10 protein-coding genes and 2 tRNA genes are annotated in these 14,903 nt (G+C 45.7%); 11 read left to right on the plus strand and 1 reads right to left on the minus strand.

All coding sequences use genetic code 11. The features are described 5' to 3' along the window. The first annotated feature begins 6 nt into the window (after positions 1 to 6). The 10 genes from GPK81_RS14730 to GPK81_RS14775 all read left to right on the plus strand — a co-directional run bounded on the left by GPK81_RS14730 (position 7) and on the right by GPK81_RS14775 (position 10,403). On the plus strand, positions 7 to 1,494 hold the full coding sequence (locus GPK81_RS14730; protein ID WP_118062617.1) for a glutamate synthase subunit beta: 1,488 nt from the start codon (positions 7 to 9) through the stop codon (positions 1,492 to 1,494). A gap of 200 nt (positions 1,495 to 1,694) precedes the next feature. Next, the gene (gene glnA / locus GPK81_RS14735) at positions 1,695 to 3,017 is read left to right on the plus strand and encodes a type I glutamate--ammonia ligase (protein WP_118062616.1); all 1,323 of its coding nucleotides are present in this window, start codon (positions 1,695 to 1,697) and stop codon (positions 3,015 to 3,017) included. Positions 3,018 to 3,055: 38 nt separating this feature from the next. Beyond that, entirely contained in the window at positions 3,056 to 3,610 is a 555-nt protein-coding gene (locus GPK81_RS14740) for an ANTAR domain-containing response regulator (protein WP_021977859.1), read from the plus strand. Positions 3,611 to 3,778: 168 nt separating this feature from the next. Further along, entirely contained in the window at positions 3,779 to 5,110 is a 1,332-nt protein-coding gene (gene aspS, locus GPK81_RS14745) for an aspartate--tRNA(Asn) ligase (protein WP_215707287.1), read from the plus strand. Positions 5,111 to 5,124: 14 nt separating this feature from the next. Continuing rightward, positions 5,125 to 5,418, plus strand: coding sequence for an Asp-tRNA(Asn)/Glu-tRNA(Gln) amidotransferase subunit GatC (gene gatC, locus GPK81_RS14750; protein WP_021977857.1), 294 nt, complete (start codon positions 5,125 to 5,127; stop codon positions 5,416 to 5,418). A gap of 15 nt (positions 5,419 to 5,433) precedes the next feature. Beyond that, positions 5,434 to 6,906, plus strand: coding sequence for an Asp-tRNA(Asn)/Glu-tRNA(Gln) amidotransferase subunit GatA (gene gatA / locus GPK81_RS14755; protein WP_215707288.1), 1,473 nt, complete (start codon positions 5,434 to 5,436; stop codon positions 6,904 to 6,906). Further along, positions 6,903 to 8,342 carry an Asp-tRNA(Asn)/Glu-tRNA(Gln) amidotransferase subunit GatB gene (gatB, locus tag GPK81_RS14760; protein WP_118062614.1) on the plus strand — a complete coding sequence of 480 codons (1,440 nt, stop codon included), beginning with the start codon at positions 6,903 to 6,905 and terminating at the stop codon, positions 8,340 to 8,342. Before gatA ends, gatB begins: the two co-directional genes overlap by 4 nt. Before the next feature lie 7 nt (positions 8,343 to 8,349). Continuing rightward, positions 8,350 to 9,573, plus strand: a complete 1,224-nt coding sequence (locus tag GPK81_RS14765; RefSeq protein ID WP_215707289.1) for an LL-diaminopimelate aminotransferase — start codon at positions 8,350 to 8,352, stop codon at positions 9,571 to 9,573. Between the two features lie 211 nt (positions 9,574 to 9,784). Then, a complete protein-coding gene (locus GPK81_RS14770; RefSeq protein WP_021977941.1) occupies positions 9,785 to 10,111 on the plus strand; it encodes a cupin domain-containing protein in 327 nt (108 codons plus the stop codon). A 207-nt stretch (positions 10,112 to 10,318) separates the two neighbouring features. After that, positions 10,319 to 10,403, plus strand: a tRNA-Leu gene (locus GPK81_RS14775). A 136-nt stretch (positions 10,404 to 10,539) separates the two neighbouring features. Here GPK81_RS14775 and GPK81_RS14780 read toward each other — a convergent pair. Beyond that, positions 10,540 to 14,508, minus strand: coding sequence for a fibronectin type III domain-containing protein (locus GPK81_RS14780; protein WP_215707290.1), 3,969 nt, complete (start codon positions 14,506 to 14,508; stop codon positions 10,540 to 10,542). 217 nt (positions 14,509 to 14,725) lie between these two features. On the opposite strand from GPK81_RS14780, the gene GPK81_RS14785 reads away from it, so the two are divergent. Next, positions 14,726 to 14,810: transfer RNA gene (locus GPK81_RS14785), tRNA-Leu, on the plus strand. Positions 14,811 to 14,903: the final 93 nt, after the last annotated feature.

The following is a 14,903-nucleotide window of genomic DNA, read 5'->3' on the forward strand; positions in this document are numbered from 1 at the left end:
GAGGAAATGGGAAAGCCAACTGGATTTTTAGATTATGAAAGAGAAACGGCAAAAGTTCTGCCGCCAAAAGAACGTATTCAGAATTTCAACGAATTTCGTATTCCGTTAAATAAAGAAAAACAGAAACTTCAGGGAGCACGCTGCATGGCCTGCGGCGTTCCCTTCTGCCAGGCAGGTATGATGATCGGCGGAATGGCTTCCGGCTGCCCGCTTCACAACCTGGTTCCTGAGACAAACGATCTTGTATACACAGGAAACTGGAAACAGGCATTTCTTCGTCTGAACAAGACCCACAGTTTTCCGGAGTTTACTTCAAGAGTATGCCCGGCACTCTGTGAAGCTGCCTGTACCTGCAACCTGAACGGAGATCCGGTCAGCACAAAGGAAAATGAGAAAGCCATTATCGAGACTGCCTATGCAGAAGGCTGGGTAAAACCACAGATCCCGCCTGTCCGCACAGGAAAGACAATCGCAGTCATCGGAAGCGGCCCTTCCGGACTGGCAGCAGCACAGCAGCTGAACCGCCGTGGTCACAGCGTAACCGTATTTGAAAGAAACGACCGTATCGGAGGACTTCTCCGCTATGGTATCCCGAATATGAAACTGGAGAAAAAAGTCATCGACCGCAGACTGAAACTGATGGAAGAGGAAGGCGTGAAGTTTGTCACCAACATCAACGTTGGTGTGGACATTACCGCGGAGCAGCTTCTGAAAGATTATGACCGTGTCCTTCTCTGCTGCGGAGCTTCCCATCCGAGAGATATCAAGGTTCCAGGAAGAGATGCAAAAGGAATCTACTTTGCAGTGGATTTCCTGAAACAGGTAACAAAAAGCCTTCTGGATACCGATTTTGCAAAATTCCCATATGAGCTTGCAAAAGGCAAACATGTTCTGGTCATCGGCGGTGGTGATACCGGAAATGACTGTGTGGGAACTTCCATCCGTCTTGGTGCAAAATCCGTAACACAGCTTGAGATGATGCCAAAGCCTCCGGTAACAAGAACACCGTCCAACCCGTGGCCGGAGTGGCCGAAGGTTTTGAAAACCGATTACGGCCAGGAAGAGGCTATTGCAGTATTTGGTCATGACCCGCGAATCTATCAGACAACCGTTACCGAATTTATCAAAGATAAAAAAGGAAATGTCTGCAAGGCAAAGATTGTCAAACTGAAAAGCGTAAAAGACGAAAAGACCGGAAGATTCAACATGGTTCCTATCGAGGGCAGCGAGGAAGTGATTCCTGCAGATGTGGTACTGATTGCAGCAGGTTTCCTCGGAAGCGAGAAATATGTAACCGATGCTTTCCATGTAGCACTGACACCAAGAACCAACGTGGAGACAAAACCGGAGCAGTACGCAACAAGCGTAGACCGTGTATTCACAGCAGGCGATATGCACCGTGGACAGTCACTTGTCGTATGGGCGATCCACGAGGGACGTGAGGCTGCGAAGGCAGTGGATGAATCTCTGATGAGTTATTCATATTTACAGTAAAAAAGTTAAAAATACCAGGGGCAAAGTTCTTTTTGCCCCTAATTTCCTTTAAAAAAAAGTTGACAAAGAATTGACCGATTGCTATAATTACGTCCATGAACAAGGGTGTTCTTCAGGAGCGAAAGCTCTCTGAAGTGCACCCTTTTTCTATTTTTTAGGGTAATTATTTTGTGTGATGAGGAAATAAAGGAGAGAATACTATGGGGAATTATACCAGAGAAGAGATTCTTGCAATGGCAGAGGAGGAAGACGTAGAGTTCATCCGCCTCCAGTTTACAGATATGTTTGGAACTCTGAAAAATATTGCGATCACAGCAAGAGAGCTTCCAAGAGCCCTGGATAACCAGTGCGTTGTATACGGCTCTCATATTGCGGGCATTGTGGGAGAGAAGGAGCCGGATCTGATCCTGTATCCGGATTACGATACTTTTTCAATTCTCCCATGGCGTCCTCAGCAGGGAAAGGTTGCAAGACTGATCTGTGATATGCGCCGTGCAGACGGATCTGAGCATGAGATGAGCTCCAGATACATTCTGAAAAAAACAGCGCAGGCAGCAGAAGAGGCAGGATACACCTGCTATGTTGACCCGGAATGCGAGTTTTTCCTGTTTCATATTGATGACAACGGAATGCCTACAACGGTTTCTCACGAAAAAGCCGGATACCTGGATGTAAGTCCGGTGGACCTGGGTGAAAATGCAAGACGTGACATGGTACTGACTCTTGAGGATATGGGATTTGAGGTGGAATCCTCTCATCATGAGACGGCACCTGCACAGCATGAGATCGCCCTTCATTACGGGGAAGCACGTGAGATGGCAGACGCAGTTATGACCTTTAAGATGGCAGTAAGGACCGTAGCCAAACGCCATGGACTTCATGCAACCTTTATGCCGAAGCCAAGACGGGAAGTAAACGGCTCAGCCATGCATATCCATTTTTCGCTGTTTAAAAATGGAAGAAATATTTTTGTGGATCCGGATGATCCGTCCAAATTAAGTAATGAGGCATGCTATTTTATCGGAGGTCTTCTGGCACACAGCCGGGAGATGGCACTTATCACAAATCCGCTGGTAAACTCTTACAAGCGCCTTGTGCCTGGATTCGATGCACCGACAGAACTGACCTGGACGAGAAACAACCAGAATTCACTGGTAAGGATCCCGAGAGTCAATGGTAATGATACCAGAATCGAGCTTCGAAGCCCGGATGCTGCATCCAACCCATACCTTGTTTTTGCGGTATGCCTGGCAGCGGGCCTGGATGGAATCCAGAAGAAGATCTATCCGACAAAAGCTTCTGACCGTTCTCTTTCCGAGTCGGACCAGAAGGAACAGGGTATCGAGAATTTACCGGAGAACTTACGGGAAGCGATCACACTGTTTGAGGAAAGTGACTGGATGAAAGAGATCCTTGGAGAAGATTTCTGCAAACAGTACGCGCAGGCCAAAAGAAAAGAATGGCTGCGTTATTCCCAGGAGATTTCCGACTGGGAGATCGAGGAGTATCTGTATCGAATCTGATGATTGAGGCATAATGGGACGAAAGAGAGTGGCGGCTTATGAACACGAGTATCGTGATTGCATTACCGAAAATAGAAGATGCAAAAAAGATCCGCACAGTCCTTAACCGATATGGATTCACGGTGGCGGCGGTATGCAATTCGGGTGCAAATGCCCTTGCCAGTATCTCGGAACTTGATGGCGGCGTCCTGCTTTGCGGCTATCATCTTCAGGATATGTATTACCGTGATCTTCTGGACTATATGCCGGATTATTTTGAAATGCTGCTTATGGCTTCGCAGGGAGTGATCAGTGAAGCACCACCTTCTGTTTTGTGTGTGGGAATGCCTCTGAAAGCCGGAGATCTGGTAAATACAGTAAGCATGATCCTTTCCCAGATCGAAAGGCGCTGGAAAAAAGATAAGAAAAAACCGAAGCAGCGTTCATGGAAAGAGCAGAATTATATTTCAAATGCAAAGATGCTTTTAATGGAAAGAAATCATCTGAGTGAGGAGGATGCATACCGTTATATTCAGAAATGCAGTATGGATTCCGGAACCAATATGGTGGAGACAGCCCAGATGGTTCTGATGCTTTTATATGATTCTGTATAAAAGAAAAATATAAAAGAAAAATATAAAAGAAAAATATAAAAGAAAAAGCAGAATTTGACAGAAAAAAGTGGCAGAGCGGGTTCGTAAGACCCGCTTATCAAAATACAGGCGCAAAGAAAAAAGGCTGAATGCTGAATATTTTTTGCACCGGAATTGGAGGATGAGGGAATGGAATTTATGGATGGAATCTGTAAGACTAGAGAATGTGCCTGGGACGTGCTTCTTTCTGAGAGCATGAAAGACCAGGAAGCGACAGTGGAAGGAGCAATACACAGCATCCGTAATATGGGTGATGTGGCATTTGTGATACTTCGAAAAAAAGAGGGACTTTTTCAGACCGTATATGAGAACGATAAGACAAATGTTTCCATTCATGATCTGAAAGAGGCAATGTGTGTCCGCCTCACAGGAACTCTTCATGAGGAAGAAAGAGCTCCTCACGGAAGAGAGCTTCGCATCAGCCATGTGGAGATCCTTTCCTCACCGGCAGAACCCCTTCCTCTGGCAATCGACAAATGGAAACTGAACACTTCCCTGGAGGCAAAACTGAACTATCGTCCTATCGCCCTGCGTAACGTGCAGGAGCGTGCAAAATTCAAGATTCAGGAAGCTCTGGTGCGTGCATTCCGTGATTATCTCTACGAAAAAGGATTTACCGAGATCCACACACCGAAGATCGGAGCCAGAGGCGCAGAGGGTGGTGCAAACCTGTTCAAGTTGAGCTACTTCCACAAACCGGCCGTCCTGGCACAGAGCCCGCAGTTTTACAAACAGATGATGGTAGGTGTTTTTGACCGCGTATTTGAGACCGGCCCTGTATTCCGTGCAGAGAAACACAACACCAAACGTCATCTGAACGAATATACAAGCCTTGATTTTGAGATGGGCTATGTCAACGGATTTGAGGATATCATGGAGATGGAAACCGGATTTCTCCAGTATGCAGTCGAGCTTCTGAAGAAAGATTACGCCCATGAGCTTTCCATTCTGAAAGTGGAACTTCCGAAAGTAGACAAGATCCCGGCCGTACGTTTTGACAAAGCAAAAGAGCTGGTAGCTGAGAAATATAAACGTAAGATCCGTAACCCATACGATCTGGAGCCGGAAGAAGAGGCACTGATCGGAAGATATTTCAAAGAAGAGTACGATGCGGATTTCGTTTTTGTCACACATTATCCGTCCAAGAAGCGTCCGTTCTACGCAATGGATGATCCGGCAGATGAGAAATTTACATTAAGTTTTGACCTTCTGTTCAAAGGACTTGAGGTCACCACAGGCGGACAGCGTATCCATGATTATCAGATGCTGAAAGACAAGATCGCAGCCCGTGGCATGGACGAGGAAGGTATGGAACAGTACCTGGATACGTTCAAACATGGAATGCCGCCTCACGGAGGACTTGGAATCGGACTGGAACGTCTTACCATGCAGATCCTGGGAGAGGAAAACGTTCGTGAGACCTGCCTGTTCCCACGTGATATGAACAGACTTGAGCCGTAATAAGGAGAAAAAAGATGGCAAAGATAATCGATGATGAAACAATGGAAAATGTCTGCATCCTGGCGAAGCTTTCCCTGACAGAGGATGAGAAGGAAAAAGCAAAAGAGGATATGCAGAAGATGTTGGACTATGTAGATAAGTTAGACGAGCTTGACACTTCTTCCGTAGAGCCCATGTCCCATATTTTTGAGGACGAAAACGTATTCCGTGAAGACGTTGTGACAAACGGCGACAACCATGAGGCAATGCTAGCCAATGCGCCGAAGCAGAAAGAAGATCAGTATCAGGTTCCGAAAACAATTGGATAAGACAGGAGACAGGACATGGATTTGGGAAAATTAACCGCATTACAGCTTGCGGAAAAGATCAAACAGCATCAGATAAGCGTCCTGGACGGTGTGAAATACGTATTTGATCAGATCGAGGCAAAAGAGGACAAAGTCCACGCTTATCTTGATACCTATAAAAAAGAAGCCTATGCAAGAGCAAAAGAAGTACAGAAAGGCATTGAGGACGGAACTTATACCGGACCTCTTGCCGGTGTACCTATTGCAATTAAGGATAATATCTGCATTAAGGGAAAAACAACTACCTGTGCATCAAAGATCCTTGAGAATTTTGTGCCGCAGTACAATGCCGAGGTTATTGACCGTCTGGAACAGGCAGGTCTTGTGATCATCGGAAAGACAAACATGGATGAGTTCGCCATGGGAAGTACCACAGAGACATCCGCTTACGGTGTCACCAGAAACCCGTGGGATCTGGAGCATGTTCCGGGCGGATCTTCCGGTGGTTCCTGTGCGGCAGTGGCAGCAGGGGAAACTTACCTGGCACTTGGTTCTGATACCGGCGGTTCTATCCGTCAGCCAAGTTCCTACTGTGGTGTTACCGGAATCAAGCCAACCTACGGTACCGTATCTCGTTACGGACTGGTTGCCTATGCATCCTCTCTGGACCAGATTGGACCGGTTGGAAAAGACGTTGCGGACTGTGCGGCACTTCTTGAGATCATTGCCGGTCACGATACAAAGGACAGCACTTCCATGAAGAGAGAGGATCTTGATTTCTCCTCTTCCATGACAGATAAGATCGTGGGAATGAAATTTGGTGTGCCCAAGGAGTATCTTTCCGAAGGTCTGAACCCTGAGGTAAAAGAGGCATTTATGAATACACTGAAAAGCCTTACCGAGATGGGTGCAGTGGTGGAATTTTTCTCCATGAAGACAACAGAATATATGATCCCTGCCTACTATATCATCGCCAGCGCAGAGGCCAGCTCCAACCTGGAACGTTTTGATGGCGTGAAGTACGGTTTCCGTGCAAAAGAGTACGAGGGACTTCATGACATGTACAAAAAGACAAGAACTGAAGGCTTCGGTGAGGAAGTAAAACGCCGTATCATGCTGGGATCTTTCGTGTTAAGCTCCGGTTATTACGATGCTTACTACCTGAAAGCACTCCGCACAAAAGCCCTCATCAAAAAAGAATTCGACCAGGCCTTTTCCAAATATGATGTCCTTCTTGCTCCGGCATCTCCGTTTACCGCGCCGAAGCTTGGAGAGAGCCTGAAAGACCCGCTTGCCATGTATCTTGGCGATATTTACACGGTAGCAGTAAATCTGTGCGGACTTCCCGGAATCACAGTTCCATGTGGAAAAGACGCAGCCGGACTTCCCATCGGAATCCAGATGATCGGTGACTGCTTCAAAGAAAACAATCTGTTCCGTGCGGCACACGCATATGAGAAAAAACGCGGCGATTTCGGAACAGCAATGGAAGGGGGAGAAAAGGCATGAAACAGTATGAGACAGTCATAGGACTTGAGGTGCATGTGGAGCTTGCCACAAAAACAAAGATCTTCTGCGGATGCTCCACAGAGTTCGGAGGTGCACCAAATACACATACCTGCCCGGTCTGCACCGGTATGCCGGGATCTCTTCCGGTCCTCAATAAAAAAGTGGTAGAGTTTGCCATCAAGGCAGGTCTTGCGGCAAACTGCCATATCCATCAGTACTGCAAGTTTGACCGTAAGAACTATTTTTACCCGGATAATCCTCAGAACTACCAGATCTCTCAGCTGTATCTGCCAATCTGCTATGACGGAGCCGTTGAGATCGAGACTTCCGCAGGCAAAAAGACCGTACGTATCCACGAGATGCATATGGAGGAGGATGCAGGTAAGCTGATTCATGATGAGTGGGAAGACTGCTCCCTGGTTGACTACAACCGAAGTGGTGTGCCGCTTATCGAGATCGTATCCGAGCCGGATATGAGAAGCTCCGAGGAGGTTATCGCATATCTGGAAAAACTTCGTTGTACCATGCAGTATCTTGGAGTTTCTGACTGCAAACTTCAGGAAGGTTCTATGCGTGCCGATGTCAACCTTTCTGTCCGTGAGGTGGGAAGTGAGACCTTTGGAACAAGAACCGAGATGAAGAACCTGAACTCCTTTAAAGCTATTGCAAGAGCCATCGAGGGTGAGAGAGAGCGTCAGATCGAGCTCTTGGAGGAAGGCAGAGCTGTTGTTCAGGAGACAAGAAGATGGGACGATAACAAAGAATCCTCCCACGCTATGCGTTCCAAAGAGGATGCCAAGGATTACCGTTATTTCCCGGACCCGGATCTTCCGCCGATCCATATCTCCGATGCATGGATCGAGGAGCTGCGTGCTTCCATTCCGGAGCTGCGTGAAGCCAAGATGGAACGTTATCAGAAAGAGTACGAGCTTCCGGCTTACGATGCGGGAATCCTTACGGAATCCAGACATCTGGCAGGACTTTTTGAGGAGACAGCCGTTCTTCTGGGAAATCCGAAAAAAGCAGCCAACTGGTTTATGGTGGAAGTTCTACGCCTGACAAAGGACAAAGGTCTTGATCCGGAAAAAGTAAACTTTACACCGAAGCATCTGGCAGATCTTCTTTCCATGGTGGAGAAAAAAGAGGTCAGCGCACAGAATGCCAAAAAAGTGTTTGAAAAAGTATTTGACGAGGATATTGATCCGGTTGTATATATAGAAGAGAATGGTCTTAAGATCGTAGAAGATACAGGTCTTCTCACCGAAACTGTGAAAAAGATCGTAGATGCCAATCCTGGACCGCTGGCTGAACTTCTGGGCGGCAAGGACAAGGTTATGGGATTTTTCGTAGGACAGCTGATGAGAGAGCTGAAAGGCAAGGCAAATCCTGACAGCGTCAGAAAAGCACTGGCAGAGGAAATTGAGAGAAGGAGATAAAAGCATTATGGTTACAGTAAATAAGAATTATTTAAAACTTCCGGGAAGCTATCTGTTTTCCAATATCGCGAAGAAGGTAAAAGCATACAAGGAGGCCAATCCGGAATTTAAGGATTCTGTGATCAGCCTTGGAATCGGTGATGTGACACAGCCACTTGCACCGGCGATCATTGATGCTCTTCATAAATCCGTAGATGAAATGGCTCATGCGGAAACTTTCCACGGATATGCACCGGATCTTGGATATGAGTTCTTAAGAAGTGCCATTGCAAAGAATGATTATCAGTCCAGAGGATGCGACATCAGCGCAGATGAGATCTTTGTTTCCGACGGAGCAAAGAGTGATTCTGGAAATATTCAGGAGATCTTCGGACTGGATAACAAGGTTGCAGTCTGCGATCCGGTTTACCCGGTATATGTAGATACCAACGTTATGGCCGGACGTACAGGTCTTTATAACAAAGAGCGTGAGAACTTTGACGGTGTGATCTACATGCCATGTAAAGAGGATAACGGTTTCCTTCCGGAGATCCCGGCAGATGAAGTACCGGATCTGATCTATCTCTGCTTCCCGAACAACCCGACTGGTGGTGCCATCACAAAAGCTGCTCTTCAGGAGTGGGTTGACTACGCAAACAAAAACGGCTGCGTGATCATCTATGATGCAGCATATGAGGCATATATTTCTGAGGAAGATGTTCCACACAGCATTTATGAGTGCGAGGGTGCAAGAACCTGTGCCATCGAGCTTCGAAGCTTTTCCAAGAATGCAGGCTTCACAGGCGTTCGTCTTGGATTTACCGTAGTTCCGAAGGAACTGGTACGTGACGGCGTAGAGCTTCACAGCCTCTGGGCAAGACGTCACGGAACCAAGTTTAACGGTGCTCCGTATATTGTTCAGAGAGCAGGCGAGGCTGTTTATTCTCCGGAGGGAAAAGCACAGCTGAAAGAACAGATCGCTTACTACATGCGTAATGCAAAGACAATCCTCGACGGACTTTCCGCAGCAGGATTTTCCGTATCCGGTGGAAAAAATGCGCCATACATCTGGCTGAAAACACCGGATCAGATGACTTCCTGGGAGTTCTTCGACTATCTCCTTGAGAAAGCACACATCGTAGGAACCCCAGGTTCAGGCTTTGGTGCACATGGTGAGGGATACTTCCGTCTGACTGCATTCGGAAGCTATGAGAATACACTGGAAGCGATTGAGAGAATTAAAAATCTGTAATACAGGTGTAAATTGCGAGGCAGGTCTTTGTAAAAGGTCTGCTTCGTTTTCGTTTATAAGAAATTTTTTGAGCAAATTCAGGAAATTGGCAATGAGGATTGCGAAAATTTATCATATCGTTTATAATTGTACAGGAAGTGAAACGCAGAACACAAAGAGGCTGTGTTTATGAAATTCACAAATTTACGCAATCACGAAAGGGGATTTTATCATGGGTATCAGAAGAGTAGAAAATATGTGCGGCGGTAAAGGTCATGTGATCATCAAAGACATTCTTGAGGGAGACGAGCTGAAAGGAAAATGCGGACTTTACGCACAGGTTACTATCGAGAAGGGATGTTCCCTTGGATACCATGAGCATCATGGAGAGACAGAAACCTACTATATCTTAAGCGGTGAAGGCGAGTATGATGATAACGGTGTGAAACGTCCGGTAAAGGCCGGTGATATCACCATTACACCAGACGGAAAAGGTCATGGCCTTGCAAATACAGGAGAGACAGATCTTGTATTTATGGCACTGATCATTTTTGACTGATCATAAAACAAAAACAGAATAACAGGACAGAAAGGGCCGTACTGCATGATTATGCGGATGGCTCTTTTTGAATGAAAAGTTTAAATTGTATAAATAAAAAATATTTTTTGATTTTTTTAGAAAAAAGTGTTGACATAGGAAGGATGCTTTGCTATACTATCACTTGTCGCGAGGGAGAAGATAAAGAATCCCACAGAAATGCGATATGCGGAAGTGTCGGAACTGGCAGACGAGCAAGACTAAGGATCTTGTGAGCATTGCGCTCGTGTGGGTTCAAGTCCCATCTTCCGCATTTTTTATTTTGTGAGGACTGTGAGAGATCATGGTTCTTTTTTTGTAAATAAAAGCAAGTGTAAAAAAGCTGAATCACAAAACCGGAAGATAAAGGAACCGGTTTGTGATTCAGCTTTTTTGTTAATGGATATTGTTTATTTTACTTTGACAGAAGAAGTTTTGCTCCAGGTGGAGTAGTAATTCTTTTTGCTGACCGTTTTGTATGTGCGGATACGGATGTAGTATTTTTTGCCACCGGACAATTTCTTCAGCACGGTAGATTTGGAACTGCTTTTGGCGGTAATTGTTTTGGCGCTTTTGAAGCTGCTTGAAGTGCTGTACTGAATCTGATAAACGGTAACAGATTTTACCGGTTTCCAGGATATATTTGCCTGGCCTTTTGCAGTGGACTTCAGAGAAACACTGCTGACAGTCAGTGGACGTACTGTGATCAGGATCTTTGCAGATGCAGCTTTATAATTTACGCCCTGTGCAGCCTGAATGGTAACAGTGGCCTGTCCGGGGCTTACCGGAATGATACTGGTACCGGAAATTTTTACGATCTTGCTGTTGGAAGACTTGCAGGTTATCTTCCCGTCCGTCTTCTTGCTCTTGATGACCGCGGTTTTGCTGCTGCTCTGAGTCAGGGTAAGTGCTGTGGCTTTTGCTGTGAGTACGGCTTTTGCGCGGGCAATCTGGAAACTGGCAGTTTTTGTTCCTGTGTAACTGCCTTTTCCAGTGATCACGACGGAAGCAGTACCGGCATTTATGTTATTACGGTAGGAAACTGTGTAATCTGTGCCGGGAACCAGTTCTTTTCCGGAAGAAGTTACTGTGATCTTCGGCTTTTTTTCTGTACCGCTGTAGGTAAAGGATGAACTGGAAAGCTGAATCTCACATTTACTGAGATCTCTGGCAGTGATCTGGAAAGATTTTGTTACAGTACCGGAATAATTACCTTTTCCTGTGATGGTGACGGAAGCAGTACCGATGTTGGTGTTGTTATCATAAGAAACGGTGTAGTCAGTTTCTTTTTTTAACTGCTTTTTATTGACAGTTACTGTGACGTCCGGTTTCTTTTCGGTTCCATCGTAAGTAAATGAGGAAGCGGAAAGAGCAAGTTCGGCTTTCTCCAGGCTGGCGGCACTGATAGTGAAATTTTTCGTAACAGAACCGGAATAGTTACCTTTTCCTGTGACGGTAACCGTGGCAGAACCTGCGTTGGTATTGTTTACGAAGGAAACCGTATAATCGCTGTTGGCAGTCAGCTGTCTGTTTCCGGTTTTTACAGTAACGGATGGCTTTTTCTCAGTGCCGTCATAGGTGAAGGAATCGGCAGAAAGATCTACGCTGGATCTGCTCAGGTCAGCAGGCTGGATCTGGAAAGCTTTTTCAACAGAACCGGAGAATCTACCTTTTCCTGTGATGGTAACTGTAGCGGAACCTGCGTTGGTGTTGGCATGATAATACAAGGTGTAATCCTGCCCCTGTGTTAAAGTATTGCCGTTACATGTTACAGTGACGGCCGGTTTTTTCTCAGTGCCGTCAAAAACCAGCGATTCATTGGAAACGGTAATATCGCAGTTGCTGATCCGGCCATAGGTGATAGAAAAGGATGTTGTAAAATATCCGTAATAATTTCCGATGCCGCTGATACCGGCACGTGCATTTCCAAGAGTTGTATTATTTTGATATTCTACAGTGAAATCCCTGCCTTCAACCAAATCAACACCATTTTTAGAGATGGTTACTTTCGGTTCCTGAGGCTTACCGTCGTAGATACAGGAAGAAGGAGTAAGGGTACAGGTGGTGCCGTTTGAGTAGATAGGGGCTTTGTCAATGGTGTATTCCTTTGTTACACTGCCGGCGTATTTTCCGATTCCTGTGAAGGTCATGGTAAAAGTACCGGCGTTAACAGTATCTCCGCTGGTTGTAATGGTATAGTCAACGTCTTTTTGGAGAGTAAGGCCGGAACGGTATATGGTTATAGTCGGTGTTTTGTCTGTTCCGTTATAAGATCCGATATAGCCGCGGGAAATGGTGAATACATCCTCGCTTAACAGGTCTACATATAATTCAGAGGTAAATACAGCATCCGGATTATATTTGGACTGAACGGTAAGTGTGATCTTGCCTGACTTTTTGGGGGTGAGGACTGCAGTTTGATTGGAAGTCTGGTTTACAGAAATAACACTTTCATCTGAGCTGGAAATAATGCAGTCATACAGAAAGTCAGAATCACTGCCGAAATCATTAGGAAACCAGCTGGAAGCGGTGATCCTATAACTAAGTTCCTTAGTCAGAAATTCGCTCTTTTTCATAGCGGAGAAACTGGAATTGGAAGGAGCAATGCTTGCAGTGACCTGTGAGGGAACAACAGCTTTGGAAGAAGTACCGCAGACACGGCAGGTCTTGTCAACCTGATAGTTCTCAATGGTTGTGCCGTAAACATATTTATGTCCGTTTTCCACTCGCGTTGCATGGTTGGAAGAGAGATCCGACAGATTGATCTCATAAAAAGTATTATGGCTGTCTTTCCATGCGTACCAGATCAGTTTTCCGTTTATAACAGAAGGTGCACAGTCGGAAAGATTTCCGGCCATTTTGTATGTAGAGCCAGCCTGCTGGCCGGTTCCGTCAATGGCAGTATAATAAACATAACCCTGACTGGACCAGAGAAGCACGAAGCTGTTGCTGCCGGTTTTTACAAGGTGCGGTGTAGCGGCGCTGTCAGAAGTGCCTGCATAGTCGGAAAAATACCGCACAACAGGTGTTCCTCCGGATTTTGAAACAGAGGAGACAAATACATTTCTGGAATGATTGTCAGCATCATAATTGCCTGCGACCAGATAGGAACTGTCGGAATATTCAAAACCGCCAAGGGATGCGCCGGTATAGTTGTTGCCGGATGATCCGGGGAAAGTCATAAGGTCAAATTCCTTGCAGGCATAGGAACTGGAACTCCAGGAATATTGCGGGACAAAAGATCCGCTGCTGATATCCGTGGGATACTGAAGAACCGTAATAGCACGGGGATAAGCATCACCGTGATCACAGCCCAGAAGAGTTCCGTTATCGATCTGGATGAACTGGTTAAAGGAATGGCTGACATATCCGAACTCAGAATTCTGGATTCCTGTAAGCTGATCCACAACAGACATGGTGGAGGTATCTACAGAAAAAGTTACGTTAGCCTGATGCCCTCCGTACATTTCATGGCAGGTGCGGATAAAAAGATAATTTCCGTAAGAAGCCATACGTGCGGAACCTGCGTCAAAGGGATAGGTGGTATTTGCACCGAAAAGGCTGCAGGAACCTTGGGATTTCCAGTCTTTGGAGTATTTGCTCACCCGGTAAACTTCTTTCGTATTATCTTTTTCGGTGTTGTTTGCGCCGGTAAGGATATAATAGTTGTCGTTGGTTTCGTAGAAAGCGCCGAATACAGGCAGTGGAAGATCGAGAGTCATCGTTTTCTTAAAGTTGTATCCGGAATCATAGTATTCAATCAGAAGCTTACCGTCAAGGGCACCACTTTGAACCCGCATGAGAGATCCGTCTGGGCTTGTTGTAAGATAGGATTCGACAGGAGAAGACCAGACACTGTAGTTCTGGTTTTCAAGGTTGCTTCCTTTATAAATGGTGCAGGTTGTATTTAATGAGTTCGATACCGGAATATCTGCTTCGATGACGGAACTGCTTTTTGCCATCTGGGCTTCTACGGAACCGTCCAGAATACCGGCTTGTACCCCACCTTCTTCTCCGGATGAAAAATCGTCTGTTCCATCGGAATCGGAAAAAGTCTCTTCTTCATTTCCGGCATTAAATTCCTCTTCCAAAGAAGAAGCATCGGAAGCGTCTGATGTGCTGCCGCTATTAGAATCTTTCGGTGATTGCAAAAGATCCTCAGAGGATTCCTCCTGTGTATCGATGCCGGTGGAATCGGCAGGATCAGAGTTTTCTTCGGAAGAGAGATCTTCGGAGATCTCAGAAGAAGGTTCTGCTTCCACGTTGTCATCCGCAGAAAAAGCGTCTGAATAAAAATCAGCTGCATTTACCGGAGCAGAAGTGCCCAGTATACATGCAGAAAGAAAAATGGATAGTAGTTGTGCTTTTTTGTTTTTCATAGGTACCTCCTTTTTATATGGTTTTACATATAAACCTGGCAATATTTTACTACAAAAAAAGAAAAAATGGTCAATTATTGTTGAAAAAAGAAGAAAAAGAGACAGAATCATAAGTTGAGAAAAAAATAAAAAAAAGTGTTGACATATAGGAACCACTTTGTTATACTATCACTTGTCGCGAGGGAGAAAATAAAAAATCCCAAGGAAATGCGGTCATGCGGAAGTGTCGGAACTGGCAGACGAGCAAGACTAAGGATCTTGTGAGCATTGCGCTCGTGTGGGTTCAAGTCCCATCTTCCGCATTGGAAATTTCCAAGAAATGCGATATGCGGAAGTGTCGGAACTGGCAGACGAGCAAGACTAAGGATCTTGTGAGCATTGCGCTCGTGTGGGTT

Source organism: Blautia sp. MCC283 (genome assembly GCF_018785565.1).
Taxonomy (GTDB): Bacteria; Bacillota; Clostridia; order Lachnospirales; family Lachnospiraceae; genus Blautia_A.